Annotated in this window: 19 protein-coding genes; 9 read left to right on the top strand and 10 right to left on the bottom strand. The window is 68.0% G+C overall.

From position 1 onward, the window contains the following. The first annotated feature begins 141 nt into the window (after positions 1-141). From VGC47_09580 to VGC47_09590, 3 genes are all read left to right on the top strand, one after another. The gene (locus tag VGC47_09580) at positions 142-1,146 is read left to right on the top strand and encodes a DMT family transporter (protein ID HEX9855553.1); all 1,005 of its coding nucleotides are present in this window, start codon (positions 142-144) and stop codon (positions 1,144-1,146) included. A gap of 225 nt (positions 1,147-1,371) precedes the next feature. After that, on the top strand, positions 1,372-1,956 hold the full coding sequence (locus tag VGC47_09585) for a hypothetical protein (protein HEX9855554.1): 585 nt from the start codon (positions 1,372-1,374) through the stop codon (positions 1,954-1,956). A 97-nt stretch (positions 1,957-2,053) separates the two neighbouring features. Next, positions 2,054-4,345, top strand: a complete 2,292-nt coding sequence (locus tag VGC47_09590; GenBank protein HEX9855555.1) for a xanthine dehydrogenase family protein molybdopterin-binding subunit — start codon at positions 2,054-2,056, stop codon at positions 4,343-4,345. 8 nt (positions 4,346-4,353) lie between these two features. On the opposite strand, the gene VGC47_09595 is transcribed toward VGC47_09590, so the two are convergent. From VGC47_09595 to VGC47_09610, 4 genes are all read right to left on the bottom strand, one after another. Then, entirely contained in the window at positions 4,354-5,094 is a 741-nt protein-coding gene (locus tag VGC47_09595; protein HEX9855556.1) for an ABC transporter ATP-binding protein, read from the bottom strand. After that, a complete protein-coding gene (locus VGC47_09600; GenBank protein ID HEX9855557.1) occupies positions 5,087-6,067 on the bottom strand; it encodes an ABC transporter permease in 981 nt (326 codons plus the stop codon). Before VGC47_09600 ends, VGC47_09595 begins: the two co-directional genes overlap by 8 nt. A 13-nt stretch (positions 6,068-6,080) precedes the next feature. After that, the gene (locus VGC47_09605) at positions 6,081-6,920 is read right to left on the bottom strand and encodes an ABC transporter permease subunit (protein ID HEX9855558.1); all 840 of its coding nucleotides are present in this window, start codon (positions 6,918-6,920) and stop codon (positions 6,081-6,083) included. A gap of 90 nt (positions 6,921-7,010) precedes the next feature. After that, positions 7,011-8,198 (bottom strand): hypothetical protein, encoded by a 1,188-nt coding sequence (locus VGC47_09610; GenBank protein HEX9855559.1) that lies wholly within the window; start codon positions 8,196-8,198, stop codon positions 7,011-7,013. Positions 8,199-8,353: 155 nt separating this feature from the next. Between VGC47_09610 and VGC47_09615 the strand changes: the two genes are divergently transcribed. After that, on the top strand, positions 8,354-9,112 hold the full coding sequence (locus VGC47_09615) for an ATP-binding cassette domain-containing protein (protein HEX9855560.1): 759 nt from the start codon (positions 8,354-8,356) through the stop codon (positions 9,110-9,112). Beyond that, entirely contained in the window at positions 9,109-10,392 is a 1,284-nt protein-coding gene (locus tag VGC47_09620) for a hypothetical protein (protein HEX9855561.1), read from the top strand. The genes VGC47_09615 and VGC47_09620 overlap by 4 nt, the downstream gene beginning before the upstream one ends. A gap of 76 nt (positions 10,393-10,468) precedes the next feature. On the opposite strand, the gene VGC47_09625 is transcribed toward VGC47_09620, so the two are convergent. Both VGC47_09625 and VGC47_09630 read right to left on the bottom strand, forming a co-directional pair. Continuing rightward, positions 10,469-11,050: a thiamine pyrophosphate-dependent enzyme gene (locus VGC47_09625; GenBank protein ID HEX9855562.1), complete on the bottom strand. Its 582-nt coding sequence runs from the start codon at positions 11,048-11,050 to the stop codon at positions 10,469-10,471. Continuing rightward, the gene (locus VGC47_09630) at positions 11,047-11,550 is read right to left on the bottom strand and encodes a hypothetical protein (GenBank protein HEX9855563.1); all 504 of its coding nucleotides are present in this window, start codon (positions 11,548-11,550) and stop codon (positions 11,047-11,049) included. The genes VGC47_09625 and VGC47_09630 overlap by 4 nt, the downstream gene beginning before the upstream one ends. Positions 11,551-11,826: 276 nt before the next feature. On the opposite strand from VGC47_09630, the gene VGC47_09635 reads away from it, so the two are divergent. Next, positions 11,827-13,431, top strand: a complete 1,605-nt coding sequence (locus VGC47_09635) for a thiamine pyrophosphate-binding protein (protein HEX9855564.1) — start codon at positions 11,827-11,829, stop codon at positions 13,429-13,431. A gap of 2 nt (positions 13,432-13,433) precedes the next feature. On the opposite strand, the gene VGC47_09640 is transcribed toward VGC47_09635, so the two are convergent. Genes VGC47_09640 through VGC47_09655 form a run of 4 tightly spaced genes read right to left on the bottom strand, consistent with a single transcriptional unit; the run spans position 13,434 to position 17,153 of the window. Beyond that, positions 13,434-15,113 (bottom strand): thiamine pyrophosphate-binding protein, encoded by a 1,680-nt coding sequence (locus VGC47_09640; protein HEX9855565.1) that lies wholly within the window; start codon positions 15,111-15,113, stop codon positions 13,434-13,436. Then, complete coding sequence (locus VGC47_09645; protein HEX9855566.1) at positions 15,114-15,497, bottom strand: hypothetical protein; 384 nt, start codon at positions 15,495-15,497, stop codon at positions 15,114-15,116. It abuts the gene before it with no gap. Next, on the bottom strand, positions 15,494-15,976 hold the full coding sequence (locus VGC47_09650) for a MaoC family dehydratase N-terminal domain-containing protein (protein ID HEX9855567.1): 483 nt from the start codon (positions 15,974-15,976) through the stop codon (positions 15,494-15,496). The genes VGC47_09645 and VGC47_09650 overlap by 4 nt, the downstream gene beginning before the upstream one ends. A 1-nt stretch (position 15,977) precedes the next feature. Then, complete coding sequence (locus VGC47_09655) at positions 15,978-17,153, bottom strand: acyl-CoA dehydrogenase family protein (GenBank protein ID HEX9855568.1); 1,176 nt, start codon at positions 17,151-17,153, stop codon at positions 15,978-15,980. A gap of 82 nt (positions 17,154-17,235) precedes the next feature. Here VGC47_09655 and VGC47_09660 point away from each other — a divergent pair, with 82 nt between their 5' ends. The 3 genes from VGC47_09660 to VGC47_09670 are packed head-to-tail and all read left to right on the top strand — an operon-like array spanning position 17,236 to position 20,220. Continuing rightward, entirely contained in the window at positions 17,236-18,204 is a 969-nt protein-coding gene (locus tag VGC47_09660; protein ID HEX9855569.1) for a cyclase family protein, read from the top strand. 10 nt (positions 18,205-18,214) lie between these two features. After that, positions 18,215-19,111 carry a CoA ester lyase gene (locus tag VGC47_09665; protein HEX9855570.1) on the top strand — a complete coding sequence of 299 codons (897 nt, stop codon included), beginning with the start codon at positions 18,215-18,217 and terminating at the stop codon, positions 19,109-19,111. After that, a complete protein-coding gene (locus VGC47_09670; GenBank protein ID HEX9855571.1) occupies positions 19,111-20,220 on the top strand; it encodes a Gfo/Idh/MocA family oxidoreductase in 1,110 nt (369 codons plus the stop codon). The genes VGC47_09665 and VGC47_09670 overlap by 1 nt, the downstream gene beginning before the upstream one ends. The last annotated feature ends 9 nt before the right edge of the window (positions 20,221-20,229 follow it).

Here is a 20,229-nt window from a genome sequence, read left to right on the forward strand (position 1 = left end):
CGCTCGGGTGGCGACTCGAAGGCGCACCCCCCGAAGAGAGCCTCCACCCCCACGCCGGTGCGGACCGGGCTCGCCGCCTGTACCGCGAGTCGGCCCCGGCGGCCTTGTCTACTCTTGCGGCGGGCAGACGAGAAGGAGGCCATGGTGTCACTCGCCCCCGACGTCGACTCGAGGTCGGCGGTCGGCAAGCTACCTCTGGCGTGGGGTCTGGCACTCGTCGCCGTCGCGGCCGCCCTCTGGGGCGCGGACGGCGTCTTCCGGCGCGGGCTGGCGCTCGAACTGCCGGCGGCGACCGTTGTCTTCTGGGAGCACGTGATCCTCGTCCTCGTGACGATCCCGGCTCTCCAGCGGGGCATCGCCTCGGCTCGCAGGCTCGGAGCACGAGAGTGGGTGTACCTGATCCTCATCGGGGCGGGCGCATCTGCCACGGCCACGGCCCTGTTCACGGCTGCCTTCCGCTACGGCGACCCGAGCACCCCGCTCCTCCTCCAGAAGCTCCAGCCGCTCGTCGCCATCGTGGCCGCCCGCATCCTCCTCCAGGAGCGCCTCCGACCGCGCTTCTCGCTCTTTCTGGTCGCCGGGCTGGCAGGCGCCTGGCTCATCGCCTTCAGCGATCCGACGGAGGTCGCGGTCGGGGCGACGAAGGTCGCCCTGCTGGCGATCGGAGCCGCCGTGCTGTGGGGCATGGGAACGGTCCTCGGCCGCCACATGACGGCTCATCTCCCGTCCCAGGAGATCACGGCGTTACGGTTCGCCATTGGGCTCCCGGCGGCGGGAGCGCTCGCCGTGATCGACGGTGGCACAGGCAGCCTGGCCATCGGGTTCGGCGACGTCGACGCTCTGATCCTCCTGGCTCTCGTCCCGGGACTGCTCGCCCTGTCGATCTACTACCGAGGCCTGCGGTCGACGCCGGCTTCGCTGGCGACACTGGCCGAGCTGGCTTTCCCCGTCTCGGCCATCACGCTGAACTACGCCTTCTTCGACACCACCCTCACGGGGACGCAGTGGCTCGGCGTAGCGGTTCTGTCGGCGACGCTCGTCACCATGAGCTACACCGCCCGCAGTGCGGGGTCTCGCGCCCTCGGCGTCGACGCCCCCGGGGTGCTCCGCCCCGGCGACGCCGACCCGCAGCCGGCGTCGAGCTGACCGCTCCTCAGCCGGGAGGCGCCTCGTCGCCCGGCTCGGCCTGCGATGGGATGATCGGCCGCGAAGAGGTGAGCCCAGTGCTCACCGCCGCCGTGGATCGTCACCCTCGTGTCGAACACCATTGCGTTTCGCGGTGAGAGCATTCTCATCGGCATCTCATGGTGATCTCACCGCTGCCCGGCAGTCTGGTGCTCAGGAATCACCACCGCCATGAAAGGCTCCCTCATGAAACGCCTGCTGTTCACGATCACGCTCGTGATGTCCGCATCCCTGCTCGTCGCCGCTCCGGCCTCAGCCGATGATCGTCGCTGCACCGGAACGATCGGTGCGACTCATATCGACGGCAACGTCATCGTCCCACAAGGTGCAGATTGCACCCTGCGAGGCACCCGCGTCGACGGAAATGTGATCGTCAAGGGAGACGCCAAGCTCGTCGCACGCGGCGTGAAGGTGGACGGGAACATCCAGGCGGAGAACCACCGCAACGTGATCGTGACCACCCGTGAGGTCGGTGACCGGACGGTGAAGTCCCGCGTCGAGGGAGACATCCAGCTCGATTCCGGCAAGCGTGGCAGGGTCGCCAAGGCCGTCATCGGCGGCGATCTCCAGGTGAAGCAGAACTCCGGGCGTCAGGTCGCCGTCCACAATCGGATCGATGGTGACCTGCAGGCGTTCAGCAACGACGGCGGCTTCCGCATCTATCGCAACCAGATCGACGGCAACCTGCAGTGCAAAGGCAACGACCCGAAGCCTCACGGTGGCCAGAACCAGGTGTCGGGCAACAAAGAGGATCAGTGCAGCAGTCTCTGACCTGGCCGACGGCATAGCCGCACCACCGACCGAACGCAGGCTTCCTCCGGTGCCGGAGCGTCGGCAGTCGGGCCATCGATCCGCCAGAATGTGCATCATGCACGATCGCGTCCGCCTGACGGGCGGCTCACTGCTCGGCCACGCCGTGAAACGACGGGAAGACCCTGCCCTGATACGGGGACTCCGGCCGTACATCGGCGATCTCGACCGCGACGGCATGCTCCACGCCGTGTTCGTTCGATCTGCGATGGCCTGGGCCGACGTCACCGGAGTCGACGCCTCGCACGTCGCCGATGGTGTGCGCATCTACACGCACGACGATGTCGACATCGTGATCCAACCGGCTCACATGCTCGACCAGCGATTCGGCCGTCCCGTGCTCGCAGCAGGCGTCGTCCGCTACGTCGGCGAGCCGATCGCGGTCGTGCTCGCCGATTCGGAAGCGGCTGCCGTCGACGCCGCATCGCTCGTGTTCGTCGAATACGACCCGCGAGACCCCATCGTCGACCCGAAGGCGGCGCTGGCCCGCGATGCCCCGCTGCTGTTCCCGGAAGCGGAGAGCAACCGGCCCTTCGAACGGAAGTTCGCCAGCGACGGCGACCCCCTCGAGCACGCCGAGGTGATCGTGAGGCAGGACTTCGTCCAGCAGCGGGTCGCTCCCGTCCCGATGGAGGGTGGCGCGATCCTCGCCGAACCGGACGGTTCCGGAGGGCTGCTCGTCAACCTGGGCACCCAGGACCCGTCCAGGGCGAGGAACGTCATCGCCGACGCCATCGGGATGCCGCGTGACAGGTTGCGGATCGTGGTTCCCGCCATGGGCGGCGGCTTCGGTGCGAAGGGTCCGACGTACCCGGAGCACGTCGTCGTGTCACAGCTGGCGAGGCGGCTCGACCGTCCGATCAGGTGGGTGGAGAGACGCACCGAGAACCTCGTCAACATGGTGCACGGGAGGGCACAGCTGCAGTCTGCGGAGTTGGGGGCGACCCGCCACGGCAGGATCGTCGGGCTGCGGGCCCATGTGATCAACGACGCCGGTGCGTACCCGACCATCGCGGCGTCGTTCGGCAACTACACCATCCAGATGAGCTCCGGTGTCTACGACATCCCGCGCATCGAGATCACCGCAGAAGCGGCGGTCACGAACCTCACGCCAACGGGGGCGTACCGGGGGGCGGGACGACCCGAAGCGGCACAGATGCTCGAGCGGCTCATGGACCTCTTGGCGCTCGACCTCGAGATGGACCCGGTCGAGGTCCGCAGGATCAACTACCTCGAGCCGTTCGCCGAGCCGCGCACGGTCGCCAGTGGAGCCACGTACGACTCAGGCAACTACGAGGCAGCACTCGATCTCGCCCTGGACCGAGCCGGCTGGAAGGACCTCATCGCGGAGCGCGACGAGAGGAGACGGCGCGGTGACCGGATCCAGCTCGGGGTGGCGGTTGCGTCGTACATCGAGACGACGATCGGGATCCTGCCTCCCCGCGAGTTCGGGGCTGTGCGGGTCGAGGCCGATGGCACCATCACAGTGCGCATCGGTGGCAGCTCACACGGCCAGGGGCACGTCACGACGATGTCTCAGCTCGTCGCCGGCACGTTCGAGGTGCCGATCGAGCAGGTCACGGTGCTGCAGAGCGACACCGCCGCCGTCCCGGAGGGAGTGGCGGGGACCTTCGCATCCCGCACGCTCCAGCTGGTCGGCTCTTCGATCGTCGTCGCGTCGGACAGCGTCATCGACGCAGCTCGCAAGGTCGCCGCCGACCTCCTCGAGGCCGCCGAGGACGACCTCGTCGTTCGTGAAGGAGGCGTCGGGGTCGTAGGCGTGCCCGGGGCCCACGTCTCGTGGGGCGACCTGGCAACCAGGGCGGCCGAGCTCGGAGAGACGCTCGAAGCGGATGGGCTCTTCTCCGTCGACGGCAACACATACCCGTTCGGCGCCCATGTGGCAGTCGTCGAGCTCGACATAGAAACCGGGTGGGCCAGGCTCGTCCGCCACGTCGCCATCGACGACTGCGGAACGGTGGTGAACCCGATGCTCGCCAGGGGCCAGCAGCACGGGGGCGTGGCCCAGGGAGCGGGTCAAGCGCTCTTCGAGGGGGTGCGCTACGACAGCCACGGCCAGCCGCTGACGGCCAACCTCACGACGTACCCGATCCCCACCGCGGTCGACCTTCCTTCCTTCCAAGTGGGAGGAACGGTGACACCCTCGCCGCTCAACCCGCTCGGTGCCAAGGGGATCGGCGAGGCGGGCACGCTCGGGTCGACTCCGGCGATCCACGGCGCGGTGCTCGACGCGCTGCGCCCCTTCGGGGTTCGCCACGTCGACATGCCGCTCACACCGCAGCGCATCTGGCACGCCATCCAGGAGGCGACCAGGGACGGGGACGCCTGAGGCAGCGGTCAGGTGGCGACGAGGTCGAGCTCCTCGAACTTGCGCAGCACCTGCGCCTTGGCGACGGCGACCCGCTCGTCGGCGGGATCGCGCGGGAACGGCAGGTCGACCGTGATGTCGTCCTCCAGCTTGCCACCCTTGGCGAAGACGACGATGCGATTGGAGAGCTCGACGGCCTCGCCGACGTCGTGCGTTACGAACAGGACGGTCTTCCTCGTCTCCTTCCACATCTCGTGGAGCTCGCGCCTCAGGGAGCGAGCCGTGATGGCGTCGAGGTGGCTGAACGGCTCGTCCATGAAGAGCACGTCGGGCTCGATCGAGAAGGCGCGGGCGATCCCGACCCGCTGCTGCATGCCGCCCGACAGCTCCCCGGGGTACTTGGTTCCCTTGTCTCCGAGCTGGACCATCTCGAGATATCGCTGACAGCGCGCCCTGGTCTCCGCTGTCTGTTCCTTCTGCACGAACAGGAGGTTGTCGAGCACCGTGCGCCACGGGAGGAGCCGGGCCGCTTGGAACACGTAGCCGGGGGCCGCCTCGTGACCCTCCTGGGTTATCTCGACCTTGCCCGACGTCGGGGTCTCGATGCCGCTCAGGATGTTCAGCAGGGTCGACTTGCCACACCCCGAGGGCCCGACGATCGAGACGAACACGTGCCCGCCGACCTCGAGGTTCACGTTCTCGAGCGCCACCACCTTGTCGGCGCCGATGCCGAACTCCTTGTGCAGGTTGCGCACCGAGATCTCAGCCATCGATCCTGTCTCCTTCGCCGTCGGGTTGGGCACTTGCGTCGGCCACCGTGGCCATGTCGAGAGCCAGCCGCGGCTCGTCGAACATCTTCTCCACCAGCTGGAGGTTCGTGATCTGCGGGCGCCACTTGAACACTCGCCTCTGGATCGGGTCGAAGACGATCTTCTCGAGGACGATCGCGAAGAGGATGAAGAAGAAGGCGTACCCGACGACGGCGTGCGCCCGGTGAGCGTCATACCAGAACTTGATCGTCCAGCCTGCCCCGTCCTGGCCGCCGAACACCTCGGCGATCACGAGCCCCTTCCATCCGATCGAGAAGGCGTAGCGAACCGCGGCGAACATGAACGGCATCAGGGACGGGACGAGGACGTGGCGGGTTATCCGCTGCTGCGGGACCTGGTACGAGCGGGCCATGTCGAACAGCTCACGCGGCGTGTTCCTGACGCCTTCCCTGATGTTGACGATCACGAACGGGATTCCGGTGAGGATCACCGTCAGGATCGGGCCGGTGTGGCCGAAGCCGAATGCCAGGCTCAAGAAGAGCGCCCAGGCGAGCGCCGGCATGGCGAGGATCGCCATCACCCAGTCGTGGAAGAAGGCGTCGACCGACTTCGAGAGGCCCATGGCGAGGCCGATGATCGTGCCGAGCACCATGGCGATGGCGAAGCCTGCGCCGAGGCGAATGAGCGATCGGCCGAACGTGGCGTAGACGTTCGCCCTCGTCGCTGCCTGGATGCCGTCGACGAACGGGTCGATCAGCTCGTCCCACATCGCGCCCCACACCTCGAGCGGCGTGGGGAGGACTTCGGCCATGAACGGCCAGATCGAGATGATGACGTTCATGGCGCCGAGCCAGAAGAGGATGACGGCAACGGGGAACAGCATCCTGGCGAACCCGGGCGACTTCATGAAGCTCCAGAAGGCGTTGCCCACACCACGGCGAGGCGCCGAGAGCTTGCGAGCAACGTTTGCCATCAGGTCGCTCCCATCACGCCGCCGCCACTTCTTGGCGCCACCGGAAGAACCGTCGCTCGAATGCTTGGAGCACGACCTTCTCGAGGAACAACGCGAAGAAGAAGAACATGAGCACCCAGGCGAGGAACTCGTCGGTCTGGAAGAGCTGGGTGGCGAGGCGCATCTCGAAGCCGATGCCACGCGACGACGAGAACACCTCGGTGAGGACGGTGACCTTCCAGGCGATCGAGAACCCGAAACGAAGGCCTGTGAAGAGGTACGGCGCCAGGTGGGGGATGACGATGTGCCGGTTGCGGCGCAGCAGGCCCACGTCGAACGCCTTTCCCATGTCGACGAGATCCTTCGGCAACGCCCGGATCCCCTCGGAGACGTTCACCGTCACGAGGGCGAACGTCGTCAGGACGATGGCGATGATCGGGCCGATCTCCCGGTTGCCGAAGACGATGGCGGTGATGAGCGCCCATATCAGCCCGGGGGCAGTGAGCGAGACGAGCACCGCGTCCTTGAAGAACCCCTCCAACCACCGGTTCTGGGAGATGATCCCGATGATCGCCCCGATGAGGAACGAGATGGTGAAACCGACGAAGATCCTCAGCAGCGTTGCGCGGAAGGCGTCCGGGACGTCGCCGCGTCCCCAGATGTCCCCGATCGTCTGGGCGACGCGGGTCGGACCCGGGATGAGCGCCTCCTCGAGGATCCGACCCGAGGCGAACTCCCAGATCCCGAGGAAGAACACGTACCCCAGGAACCGGAAGACCAGTTTGTTGATTCGCTCGCGCCGGAGTCGTTGCCTGAGGAGCGCTTCTTCGGTAGACGCCGCCTCAGGTCGCTCCTGCTCGACCGTTGTCGCCACGGCCGCTCTCCCCTCGGATGTCTGTGTCCGGTTCGTCCGGGTGCGGGCCGCTGAGCGGCCCGCACCCGGTTGTCGCATTCAGCGTCGCCGCTAGGGCGCGATCGCCTCGAAGCGTGGCTGGGTGAAGCCCTCGGGCAGCACGTTCGGGTTCTCGGGATGGAGGCCGGTCATGAAGTCCCAGATCGCCCGCTCGTTCTCGATCCACGCGTCGTCGAGATACACCGACTCGACGAACCAGTCGTTGGCACCCTGCATGAACTCGGTCATCCAGGCGATGTCCTCTTCGCTCTCGACCGAGAAGTGCTGCGGGTAGATCGAGACGATCTCTGCCGTGTTGGCATCCCACAGCTCGATGCCGATCTGCCACAGCTCGAGGAACGCCTGTGCCTCGGCCGCGTGCTCCTCGTACCACCCCGCCGTCGCGGTGAACAGGTTCGACATCACGTGGTTCTCGCCATCGTCGATGGGTGAGAACTGGTTGTAGAGCTGGAACGGCATCTGCCCGTCGTACATCAGCTCGATCTCGCCCGACCGGAGCTGGGGAGCGGCCGCCTCCGGGATGATGACCGCCACTTCGCAGTCACCGCGGAGCAGGTTGCCCGGGTTGACGAAATGGTCGTTGACGAGCAGGTTGAAGTCGCCGCCGCCGACGCGATAGTCGAGGTCATGCAACTGCTGCGCCGCCACAGTCCAGAACCCCGTGTTGGACACCGGGCTGCTCACGCAGATGTTCGAGCCGAGCGGCACGTCGGCGAGCGTCTCGTAGGGATCGCCGGCGCGCTTCATCATCGGCGAGCGCTGGAAGTTGTACTTGCCGAACGTCACCGTCTCGATCGACGTCGTCGCCTCGAGCACCGGGATCTCCTGGGTACCCATCGAGACGATGTCTCCATGGCCGCCCGCGAAGTACGTGAACTCATCCCACGTCGTGCTCGTGACGATGCGGATGTTGTTCGCCTCTTCCCACGCCGCCAGTGTGCCGGTGTCCGTCAGGTAGTCCCACACCGGGTCCGGTGCGAACGAGAACCTGATGATGGACGCCGGCTGGTCTTCCGGAACGGCGGGTTCGCCTCCACTGTCGGCGGCAGCGTCCTGTGCGTCCTGGATCGCCTGGTCGGCGGCGGCCTGAGCGGCCGCAGCGTCTTCCTGTGCCTGGTTCGCCGCGTCTATCGCTTCCTGCAGGTCCTCCTGAGTCACGCCCTCCCCGTCGGTCGAGCCGTCCGACCCACAGGCGGCCGCCAAGAGCGTCAACATTGCGAGGAGTATGAGCCAACGCATGCGTCTCATTGTCTTCGTAACCTTCCTCCCGTCGCCGTGCAACATCGCCGATCGTGCGCCATCTCCCCCCGGCGCCCTCCGACGAGGTCTTGAATGCATCATATATCACATATGATTCCCGTGCTGAGGAACGCGTCCAGCGAAGGGGAACCCGCATGCAGGTGACCGTCGCCGGAGTCTCGCTGATACGACCGGCGCAGGACGGGTCGGTGAATCACACCCTGCGGGAGGTCGACTTGGTCGTCTCCGAGGGATCCGTTCACGCCATCGTCGGCCCGAACGGCTGCGGCAAGACATCGCTGCTGCGGGTCATCGCGGGCCTCGAGGAGCCGTCGTCCGGAACGATCTCGTTCACGGGTACTCGCCGCAGAGAGAATCAGGTGGCGTTCATCTTCCAGGACCCGACTCTCCTCCCGTGGTGGAACGTCGAGCGTAACGTCGGCATCGGCGCCGAGTTCAGCGGCAAACCGCGGGCCTGGTACCAGCGGGTGACCCGGTTCCACACAGAACAGTTCGGCCTGAGCGAGTTCCGCCATCGGGCTCCTCGGGCGCTCTCGCGCGGCATGCAGACGAAGGCCTCCATAGCCAGGGCATTCGCGCACGACGCGGACGTCGTCCTGCTCGACGAGCCATTCGTGCACCTCGACGCCATCTCGCGAAGGCTCATGCAGGAGGAGCTGGAGACCCATTGGCAGCTCGAGCCGCGCACATTCATCCTCGTGACCCACGACGTCGAAGAAGCCGTGCTCCTCGCTGACAGGGTCTCCGTGATGTCGCACGCCCCCGGCCGGATGGTCGACACGATCACGGTCGACCTCGCCCGGCCCCGCTCCGGTCGCCAGGCAGAGCCCGGCTTCCGCGCCGCCATCGGACACGTGTGGGAGGCGCTGGGACGCGGAGGAGCCATGTCGTGAGCAGCCGTGCGGGAGCGCACTTCGATCGCAGACCGGGTGCTCGCAGCGGGACGCCGGGCGGAGCGCCTCCTCGCTCGGCGTCACGATCGCAACGGCTCACCGCCACGGTGGGCGCCGGCATCGCCCTCGTGGTCATCTGGCAAGCAGCGGGCACAGGACCCCGTCCGACCCCGGCGCCGGCAGTCGACGTCGACGCACCCGGCGAGATCACGACGGACCTCGTCGCCTGGTCGGGGCCGGCGCCGGCCATCTCGATCAACCCGCGCACGGTGGCGGCCTTCGATGGTGGCTTTGCCGCCGTCGGCGCGACCCCTGCATCGACACCCGGGGTCTGGTGGACGACCGACGGGATCGATTGGCGGGAGGCGGCTCTTCCTGCAATGCCGACCGGGATCGTGGGAGACGGCAAAGGGGTCATCTCATTCCGAGGAGCATCCGGCACCCGCCTGGAACGTGCCGGAGACGCCCTGGCGATCGTCGCCGAGTTCGAGTTGCCGGCCTTCGTGCGGCTCGGCTACGACTCAGCCCGACCGGCCATCACCGTCACCTCGCGCGGCCTGGCGATCCAATCGGTGTACGGCGAGCTGTTCTTCGGCGAGCCGCATGGCGGATTCGCCCAAGCCGTCGAGCGGGGGCAATGGGGGCTGGCGATCGACGACCCGTGGCTGGCCGCCACCGCCCCGCGTTCTCGTCTCCCGTGTCACCCGAGACAGCTGGCATCCAACGACTACGCCCCACTCGTCGAGGCCCCGGCGGGCCTCTACGCCTTCGTGTCGGGGTCACCCGACGCCCCCCATGGCCTCTACCCGGGGTGCAGCCCGCAGCCGTGGTTCTCCGAGTCCGGCCTTGGCTGGGCGCCACTGTCCCCGGTCCCGGTCTTCCCCGAAGAGGCGCACATCTACGACGTGGCGTACCGGGAGGGGGTCTTCGTCGCTGTCGGCGGGATCGGTGACGCCGGAGTCGTCTGGACCTCGGCCGACGCCGTCGAGTGGAGCGCCCTCTCCCCCGGCTCCCTGACCCCCCTGGGAGACTCGTTTCAACCGATCTCGGTGGCTGCCGGCCCTGCAGGATGGATCATCCTCGCCGAGGACACGAGCGGCGACGGGACGCTCGGCTGGGTGTCGATCGACGGCTCGTGCTGGGATCCGCTTCCGGACGAGATCGGCGGGATGCATGCGTCGGTCGGGCGTGACAGGATCCTCGTCGCAGGGAGCGCTGCCCGTCCCGAGCTGTGGGTCGGCGAGGTGCGGCACGTCGCTGCCTCGTGCGAGAGGGGTTGAGGCATGGTCTGCACGCACCTCGACGGGTCGTGACCGCCGAAACAGGGGACGGGATCGAGGGAACCGGTGGCGTCGCTCAGAGGGCGAGGGCACGCCGCAGCCTGGCAACCCTGCCGGCGTGATCCGTGTGGGAGACGGCGGGCAGCGGCTGCGAGTTGGTCACGGGAAGCACCACGAAGTGCGGCCCGGCTGCGGTGAGCAGCCCGCCGACCGCCGCCTCGAACTCCGACAGGGATGCGATCCTGCGCACCGTCCCGCGGCCGGTTGCGCCACCACCCTCCACGCCGCAGGCGACCCCGAGCTTCACGAAGTCGACGCGCTCCGGCAAGGGCTGACCACCCGTGATCTCGTAAGACCTGTTCTCCATGAGGAGGACGATGAGGTTCTCCGGACCGTGGCGGGCGATGGTGACGAGCGAGCCGAGGCTCATCAGCAACCCGCCGTCTCCCTTGAGCACGATGACCCTGCGCTCGGGGCGCGCCAGCGCTAGCCCGAGCCCGAAGTCGGAGGCGTGCCCCATCCCGAACGCCAGGAAGTCGAAATCGAGGTCACTGTCGGAGACGAGGGGCCACTGCAACGTGGTCGTCATCGTCATCACCACGACCTCGTCGGTTCGATGCCTGGCGAGCGCTCGAAGGACGTCCATCCGCTCGATCATGGGAGGAACGGGTACCCGGTGAGGACGGCCGACGGCATCGACGTGGCAGCGGCCGTTCGGTCCATCTCCTCGATCGTCCCGATGTCATCGTCTGACATGAGTGGCACGTACGGGATGCCCCACGCGGCGAGCACCGGCTCGGTGTAGGTGTAGGCCGAATCGATCGGACGGCGGCCGGCCTCCCACCCTTCATGCCCGCGCCAGCCGATCATGAGTCGCAACGGGATGCGAGGACCGAGCCCGCACCCGCGGATTGCGTCCCCGGCTTCCATCAGCCCCGTGTTCTGTATGACGACGATCGGCTTGGCGCCACCAGTCCACAACCCGGCGGCGATGGCGATCGACTCGCCTTCGCGGCACGGGCAGATGACGTCGATCGAGCCGGAAGCGCCGAGAGAGTCGAAGAGCCGGGCGCTCTCGCTGTCGGGGATGACGATGGCGTGGGTGAAGCCGAGCCGCTCCAACTCGAAGACCGTGAGGGCGGCGCTGACCCCCGTCACAGCTCGAGGTCCACATTCAGTCGGGAGGCGGTGCGCTCGAACTGCTGTCGGACCGCGGGCGTGATCGGCACCCCGACCGCTTCGAACAGTCGGCGGGTCATGGCGGCGATCTCCTCTGCCGGGCGGCGAATCGTCCCGTCCGGCACGAAGCCGACTCGACCATCGTCTCGACCTCCTCGGTGCCGCCCGCGGCGGGCGATCGCCGCGCCGTCCGGCGACGAGCAAGGTAGCTTGCACGATCTCGTCGAAGGATGTCGCTTGCGGTCAGGAGCCACGGTGCTCGTCGAATCACTGCTCGCCCAGGGGGTCGACACGCTCTTCGGCATCCCGGGGGTCGACACGCTCGCGATCTACGACGCCTTCCTGGACTACCCGGACATGCGGGTGATCAACGTGCGCCACGAGCAAGCGGCAGTGTTCATGGCAGACGGCTACTACCGGTCGAGCGGTCGCATCGCCGCGGCGCTGACGAGCGGAGGTCCAGGCGCCCTGAACACGGTGACGGCCATGTCGACGGCATTCACCGACAGCTCGGCGGTGCTCCACGTGATGAACGAGAACCCACCCGGGGTGCGCCGCAAGGCCCAGGGCTACTTCCACGACCTGTCCGACCAGTTCGGGATCTTCCGTCCCGTGACAGGCTTCGGCACCCAGGTCATGCTTGCTGCCGAGATTCCGGCCGCCATCGAGCGAGCTGTGTACGCCATGCGCAACCGGCGGCCGAGGCCCGCTGTCGTCGAGATCGCCTCGGAAGCCATCGCCGAGCAAACGAGCGCGCCGGCGGCGGCCCCGGCACGCATCGAGCACCGCATGCCGGATCGGGACGCGGTACGTCGGGCTGCCTCGATCGTGGCGGCGGCGGAGCGCCCCGTCATCTGGTCGGGGGGAGGCGTCATCGCCGCCGAGGCCGCCACCTCCCTGCGACGGCTCGCCGAGTGGACGGGAGCCCCCGTGCTGACGTCGCAAGCAGGGAAAGGGTCCTTCCCGCCGGAGCATCCGCTCTACCTCGGCAACTGGTCGAACGAGCAGCCGGTCCGCGACCTGCTCGCCCGCTCCGACGTCCTCGTGGCAGTCGGGACCCGGTTCTCGTACTTCCCGACCGGGGCGTGGTCCCTGCGCCTCCCGGAGACGATCGTGCAGATCGACATCGACCCGGAGGAGCTCGGACGCAACTACCGGGCGACGATCGGCATCGCAGCCGACGCGGCGATCGGGCTCGATGCGCTCGGCGAGGCGCTCGCCGAGCTCGGATACGGCGGGCGCCCCAGCCGGGCCGACGAGGTCGCGGGCGCCCTGGCACGCATCGCGGCTGCAGTCGGCTCGTCAGATGAGCTGGCGGTGCTCGACCAGATGCGGTCGGCCATCCCGGCGTCGGCTCGCGTGTTCAACGACCCGACGACCATCGCCTTCTGGGCGCGGTCCTCGTGGATGGCCCAGGAGCCGCGAACCTGGTTCGTCCCGTCCGGATTCGGCACGCTCGGGTTCGCGTTGCCTGCCGCCATCGGGGCCAAGGTGGCTACTCCCGAGCATGCCTCGGTGGCGGTGATCGGCGACGCCGGTGTCATGTTCACCATTCAGGACCTGATGACTGCGGTCGAGCACCGCATCCCCGTCATCGTGATGATCTTCAACGACGAGGGGTACGGCGTCGAGCGCCGCCACCAGGACCACCTCTATGGGCGCCGCAGCGGCGTCGACATGATGGCGCCCGACTTCGTGGCGCTCGCCAAAGCCTTCGGCGCCGCCGGCGTGCGCGTCGACGACCTCGCAGACGTCGGCAAGACTGTCGAGTCGGCCCTAGACGCGACAGAGCCTGTCGTGATCGAGATCCCCAACCGCTTTCGCCACCCCGGCTACGGCGCGTGGGCGAGCTACGAGTGAGGTCACTGCGTGACGGCGAGCGGCGCCAGTGCCTCGATCTCCGTCACGACGTCGACCACCGCCGGCCGTCCGGAGGCGAACGCCCTGTCGAGGGCCGGGCCGATCTGGTCCGGCTTCTCCACCCGAATGCCCACGGCGCCGATGTGCTCGGCGAGCGCTGCGAAATCGACATCGGTGAATTCCCACAGCTCCTTGCGGGCCCGCTCCGTCTGCTTGCCTCCGTACGCCCGATCGAATCCGCGCAGCGACTGGTTGCCGGAGTGGTTGTTGTTGACGACGGTCACCGAGGCGATGTTCCACCGAACCGCCGTCTCGATCTCGGCAACGTGGTACCAGAACCCCGAGTCGCCCGTGAAGCAGACAACCGGACGATCGGGAACGCCGCACTTCACTCCGAGCGAGGCCGGGAAGGCCCACCCCAGGTGGCCGGCGGAGCGCACGTAGCTCTGTGTCGTAGCCCGCGTGTCGAAAATGCCCCCCATCCACATTCCGGCGTGGCCGGTGTCGACGACGACGAACACGTCGTCGGGCGCGTGGTCCGTGAGCTCGGCGCACAGCCGCTCCGGGCGGATCGGGACGTCCGCGGAGCCGAGGAGGGGGGAAACCTCGTCGCGCCACCCGTCGACGGCGGCGGCCGCCCGTGCCACCCACCCGGTTCGATCGACGCCCGGATCGGCACCGACCTCGGCGGTCATCAGCCGGAGGACCGACCTGGCGTCCCCGTTGACGGCCACGACCGGCGGGTAGTTGCGGCCGATCACTTCCGGATCGATGTCGATCTGGATGCACGGCGTCCCGATCGGCGGCACCTGCCAGAAGTGCGTCGTCATCCCGGCGGCGCTCGTCCCGACGAAGCACACGAGGTCGGCCTGGTTCACGATGCGGTTGGCCGGCGCCCTGGAATACGTGCCGACGACCCCGAGCGCCAGAGGATGCGTGCCCGGGATCGTGTCCTTGCCGTTGAGGGAGGTGGCCACCGGGATCCGGAGACGCTCCGCGAGGGCGACGAGGTCTGCGGCCGCCAACGAGGCGCGCACCCCGCCGCCCGAGATGATCACGGGCCGATGCGCGGCCCGGAGCTGTGACACTGCGCGCCGCACCACCTCGGCGTCGCCGGGCACCGGCCGGTGGGGGGGCACCGCCGTGTACTCCTGCTCGACGGAGGCGTCCATGTCGGCTTCGTCCAGGTCGACCTGCCCCTCGTTACCGCGGAACTGGAGGTGCACCGGGCCGGGCGCTCCGGTGGTCGCCACCCGGAACGCCTGACGGAGCATGTCGGGGAAGCGCTCCACCGAGTCGACCGTGGCGTTCCACTTGGTCACCTGCTCGAACCCCGGAAGGTCGTCCACCTCCTGGTAGACCCCGCGGAACTTCGTGTGCGGGTCACGGCCACCCGTGAAGGCGATCACCGGCGAATGAGCCAAATGGGCGTCCCGCAGCCCGGCAGCCAGGTTGAGAGCCCCGACGACCTGCGCCATGCAGACGCCCGGCCTTCCCGATGCCCTGGCGTATCCGTCGGCCATGTAGGCGGCGGGCTTCTCACCGTGTGGCCTGACCCTCTTGATGTCGGTGAGCCGCTCGATCTCCGCCATCGTGCGACGGAGAACAGCCGGGACGTGGAAGACGTGGGTCACGCCGTACCCGTCGAGCATGCCCGCCATGACCTCGGCGCCCGTTGCCATCTACACCTCCTCGAAGACCGCATGGCCCTCGGTCGTGACGGTCCCGTCTGCCTTCCTCGCCCACACCTCGACGGTCACGAGCCCACCTGCTGCGTCGACAACGGTGCCACCGCACGTGAGCGTGTCGCCGAGATGAGCCGGCGCGGTGTGGCGATACATGATCGAGGCGAGGCGCCGCGGCCGCATGGCCGCCACGGCTGTCTGCATCAGGTACACGCCCTGGAGGGGTCCGTGGATGAGGAGGCCGGGGTGGCCGTCGTGTTCGGTGGCGAACGGCACGTCGTAGTGGATGCGGTGCACGAGCCAGGCAGCCGCGCTGAACATGAAGAGGTCGGCGGCCGTCGGGGTCCGCTCGACGGGCGGGATCTCGGTGCCCGGGGTCATCGGTAGATGCGGGTGAAGCGCTCTCGCATGACGAGATCACCCTCCTGGTTGTGGAACGTGAACTCGGTCGTCACGAGGGCGAGCGGCCCGGAGCGGCCGTGCTTCTCGGTGAGGTCGACGATGCGCTTGTCGATGGTGATGGCGTCTCCTGCGCAGATGTCGCTGCCGAACTCGATGGCGGTCTCGCCTGCCATGGCGCGTCTGGCCGGAAGCGGGGGCACCTCGGCGGACGACGAGCCGTCCGGCTCGAGGTCACCTGCCAGCGTGGTCGCCTGGACTCGCAGCGTGTACGGGAAGTACACGGGGGCGACGACGTCGCGGTGGCCGGCTGCGACGGCCACTTCGCGATCGAAGTGGATCGGGTCGGTCTCGCCGATCGCCCTGGCGTAGCGGGCGATGTCGGTCCGGCTGACGGTCACGGTGTGCGGAGGGAACGCCTGCTCCGCCCAACGCCTCGCCTCATTCGTGACGAGTGCCACGTCACAGGCCCATCGTCTTGGCGATGATGTTGCGCTGGATGTCGGACGTGCCCGCTCCGATCACGCCGAGCCTGGACTCCCGGTAGTGGCGCTGCAGGTCGTACTCCATCGTGTACCCGTATCCGCCGAGCACCTGGAGCCCCATGTCGGCGACCGACTTGTACGCCTCACAGGCGTACAGCTTCAAGATGGCGGCGTCCCGGGTGGTGGCCGAACCCGTGTCGAGCCGCGAGGCATAGCGGTACACGAGCATCTCGGAGATCTCGGTGAGCATCTGCATCTCGGCAAGACGGTGGCTGACGGCCTGGAACTCCGATATCGGGCGATCGAACTGCTTGCGCTCCTTGGCGTATGCGATCGAGTCGGCCAGCGCCGCCTGGGCTGCCCCCGTTCGAGCCGCCGACAGGCACAGCCGCTCATAGCGCAGGTAGACGCCCAGGTCCGCCCAGCCCTCGTGGAGCCTCCCGAGCATCCTGCTCCTGGGCACCCTCACGTCGTCGAAGAAGACCATGGCGGTCCCGAGCGGCCAATGGCCGAGGGTCTCGATCTCAGTGGCGCTCACGCCGGGCGAGTCCGTGTCGACGACGAAGTTCGTGATGCCGTGGTGCTTCTTGCCATCCGTCGACGTCCTGGTGGCGACCAGGTCGTAGTCGCTCGCCTTGAACCCCGAGGTGAACACCTTCTGGCCGTTGAGCACGAAGTCGTCCCCGTCGGCGACCGCCGACAGGGAGATCGAGGCGGCGTCCGATCCGGCCTGCGGCTCTGTGAGCGAGAAGCAGATCGTCTTCTCACCTGCAGCGATCTGCGGGAGCAGCTCGGCCTTCAGCGCGTCCGATGCGTCACGGCCGATGGCGAGTCCGCCCCACGTGACGGTGCGGAACACCCAGAACGAGAGGTCGAGGAACACCCTGCCGAGCTCGTGGAGCAGGATGGCGACGTCGACCGCACCCCCGCCTGCCCCCCCGTGCTCTTCGGCGATGTTGATCCCGAGCCATCCCTGCTCGCCGAGCTTGTCGTACATCTGGCGCGGCGGGCGGTGCTCCCGATCGCACTCCCGAACGTACTGGCGCGAGATCTCCCGTTCGCAGAAGTCACGGACCGTCGAACGGAACAGATCCTGCTCCTGGGTGAGATCCGTCTCCAAGCGGCCCCCGTGATTGACAGCCTTGATCGCCACAGCATATTGTCGGCGCAGCCAGCAAGCCAGTGTCTCACTAGGCAAGACGGCCGCTCACACGCCGAGACGACCATGGATGGCCATGACGACGCCGAGCATCGACACCGTGCGCGCCCTCGCCAAGCGCCACTCCAATTGGGGTCGCTGGGGCGACGACGACCAGAAGGGGACGCTCAACCTCATCACCCCCGACCACATCGTCGGCGCCGCTCGCCTCGTCCGGCAAGGGAAGGCGATCTCCATGGCACTCCCCTTCGACGACGCCGGCCCACAGACGGGTGGGCTGCGCCGGTTCAATCCCATCCACCTGATGCTCCGTGACGGGGCAGACGTCGTCGCCGGCACGGCCGTTCGCGACTTCTACGGGGGGGTCGACCGGCATTTCAGGGGGACGGACGACCTCGTCATCATGCCGCTGCAATGCGGTACCCAGTGGGACGCCCTCGGCCACGTCGTGTTCGAGGACCACATCTACAACGGCTTCCCGGCGACCGAGGTGACGAGCCTCGGTGCCCTCAAGAACGACGTCACCCAAGGCGCCGGGTCGATGGTCGGACGAGGCGTCCTCCTCGACGTCGCCCGGACCATGGGGGTCGAGTGGCTCGAGCCGGGCCACGCCATCGGAGGCGATGACCTCGACGCCGCCGCCGCCGCCGCAGGAGTCTCCGTCGGGATAGGTGACATCGTGTTCGTCCGCACCGGGGCGATGACCCAGGTGCGTCGCCGCGGTGCGTGGGGGGACTACGCAGGCGGCGAAGCGGCCGGCCTCGGGCTCGACTCGGTCGATTGGATCGCCGAGCGCAGCGTCTCCGCCGTCGCCACGGACACGTGGGGCCTGGAGGTGAGGCCCAACGAGACTCCCGACACGAACCAGCCACTCCACATCGTGCTCATCGTCCACATGGGCCTGTGGCTCGGCGAGATCTTCGACCTCGACCCGATCGCCGCCGACTGCGCCGCCGACGGTGTCTACGAGTTCATGTTCTGCGGGCCTCCGCTGCCTTTCACACGAGCCGTCGGCTCGCCGCTCAACCCGATGGCGATCAAATGAGCCGGGCGTGATGCACCCGATCCGCTCGATGTTGTTCACGCCTGGCCACCGCAGAGACCTCATCGAGAAGGCGATCCGCTCCGGAGCGGACGCCGTCATCGTCGACCTCGAGGACGCGGTGGCGATCGGCGAGAAGTCGAGCGCCAGGGATGGCCTCGCCGACCTCCCCGACTCCACCGTTCCCCTCTTCGTGCGTACGAACGGGCCGGAGACGGCGATGTTCTGGGAAGACGTCGTCGCATGCGGGCTGGCCGGCGTCGCCGGCATCGTCATCCCGAAGGCGGAGCACGCCGAGCTGCTCACGGCCGTGGACGGCGCCCTGCGCGCCATCGAGATGACGAGCGGGCACGAGGTCGGCTCGATCGTCGTGGTCCCCCTCATCGAGAGCGCCATCGGCGTGCGCAACACGTACGACATGATGCTGGCGGCCGACCGGGTCACCACCGTCATGTTCGGAGGTGGCGAGCAGGGCGACCTCGTCGCCGACTTGGGAGTCGAGTGGACCCCTGAGGGGACGGGGCTCCACCACGCCCGGGCAAGGGTCCTGCTCGAGGCGAGGGCCGCCGGAGTGACCGACCCCATCGACGCCGTGTTCATGGACTTCAGGAACCTCGAAGCCCTCGACGTCGAGGCGCAGCTCGTCCGCAGGCTCGGCTATGTCGGGAAAGTCGCGATCCATCCGGCCCAGGTCCCGGTGATCAACGAGGTGTTCACGCCTTCCGCCGCCGAGGTCGCCCACCACCGCCGCATCATCGAAGAGTTCGAGAGAGCCCTCGCCTCGGGATCGGCGTCGATCGCAGTCGACGGGAAGATGGTCGACTACGCCGTAGCTCGAGTAGCCCGTGCCGTGCTGGCGCGTGCCGAGCTGGCCGAGCACGCTGCCGCCCGAGCCGAAGGAGCGTCGTGATGGCGAGCACGTCGAATCGCACCAGGTACATCGATGGCGGGGTCGGCGTCGCCGTCATCGGCTCCGGCTCGATCGGGACGCTACGCGCCCAGATCGCCCACCGCCACCCTTCGGTCGACTTCATCGGGGTGTGCGACGTCGTCGACGAGAGGGCGCGGCGTCTCGGCGAGGCCTGCTCGGCCGATGCCGTGACGCACGATGCCCGAGAGTTGATCGAGAGGGACGAGGTCGACTGCGTGATCGTCGCTTCGACCGAGGACAGCCACTTCGAGCCCGCCATGGCGGCGATCCAGGCAGGCAAGCACCTCCTCATCGAGAAGCCGTTCACCATCCTGCCGAGCGAGGGTGAGAAACTGCTCGCGGCGGCCGACGAATACGGCGTGTACGTGTACACGGGGTTCACCCAGCGCTTCAGGCGGCGCTACCTGGCCATCAAGGAGCACGTGAACCAGGGGTATGTCGGGGATGTGACGAGCGCCAAGGCGACGATCTACCTCACCCAGGCAGTGGCCCGCTCGGTGATCTCGAGGGCGGGCACGACGACGCCTTCGATCAACACCATGACCTACCTCTTCGACCTGCTCATCTGGTATTTGGGCGGCGCCAAGCCGGTATCGGCATACGCGGCGGGCGGCAAGGGCGCCATCCACGAGGAGTACGGGTCGCTCGACTCGACGTGGTGCGTGCTGACCTTCGACGGCGGAGCCGTCGCCAACCTCGGCGTGAGCTGGGAGCTGCCGGAGTTCTGGCCGGCATATGTCGCCTCGATGGACTTCGAGCTGTTCGGCAGAGAGGGTGTCATCAGCGTCAAGGACGACCACCGCGACATTCTCATGGCGTCCCGCAAGCCCGTCCCGGCTCCGTACACGCCACACGTCACCATGAACGTGGCGATGCTCGGCTCGTACATGCCGGGCGACTGGGCGCTCGGCGAGCATTTCGGCGCCATGCAGGAGGAGACCCATGCCTTCGTCAACAGCGTCGGCCAGCGCAGGCAGGACCCGATCTTGGCGACGGGTCGCCAAGGCCTCGACGTGCTGGCGGTCTCGCGAGCCGTCGACCAGTCGGCGACGACCGGTGAGGTCGTTGCGATCACCTGGGGGATGTGACCGTTGGCG

The organism is Acidimicrobiia bacterium (assembly GCA_036396535.1).
Classification (GTDB): domain Bacteria; phylum Actinomycetota; class Acidimicrobiia; order Spongiisociales; family UBA5794; genus DASWKR01.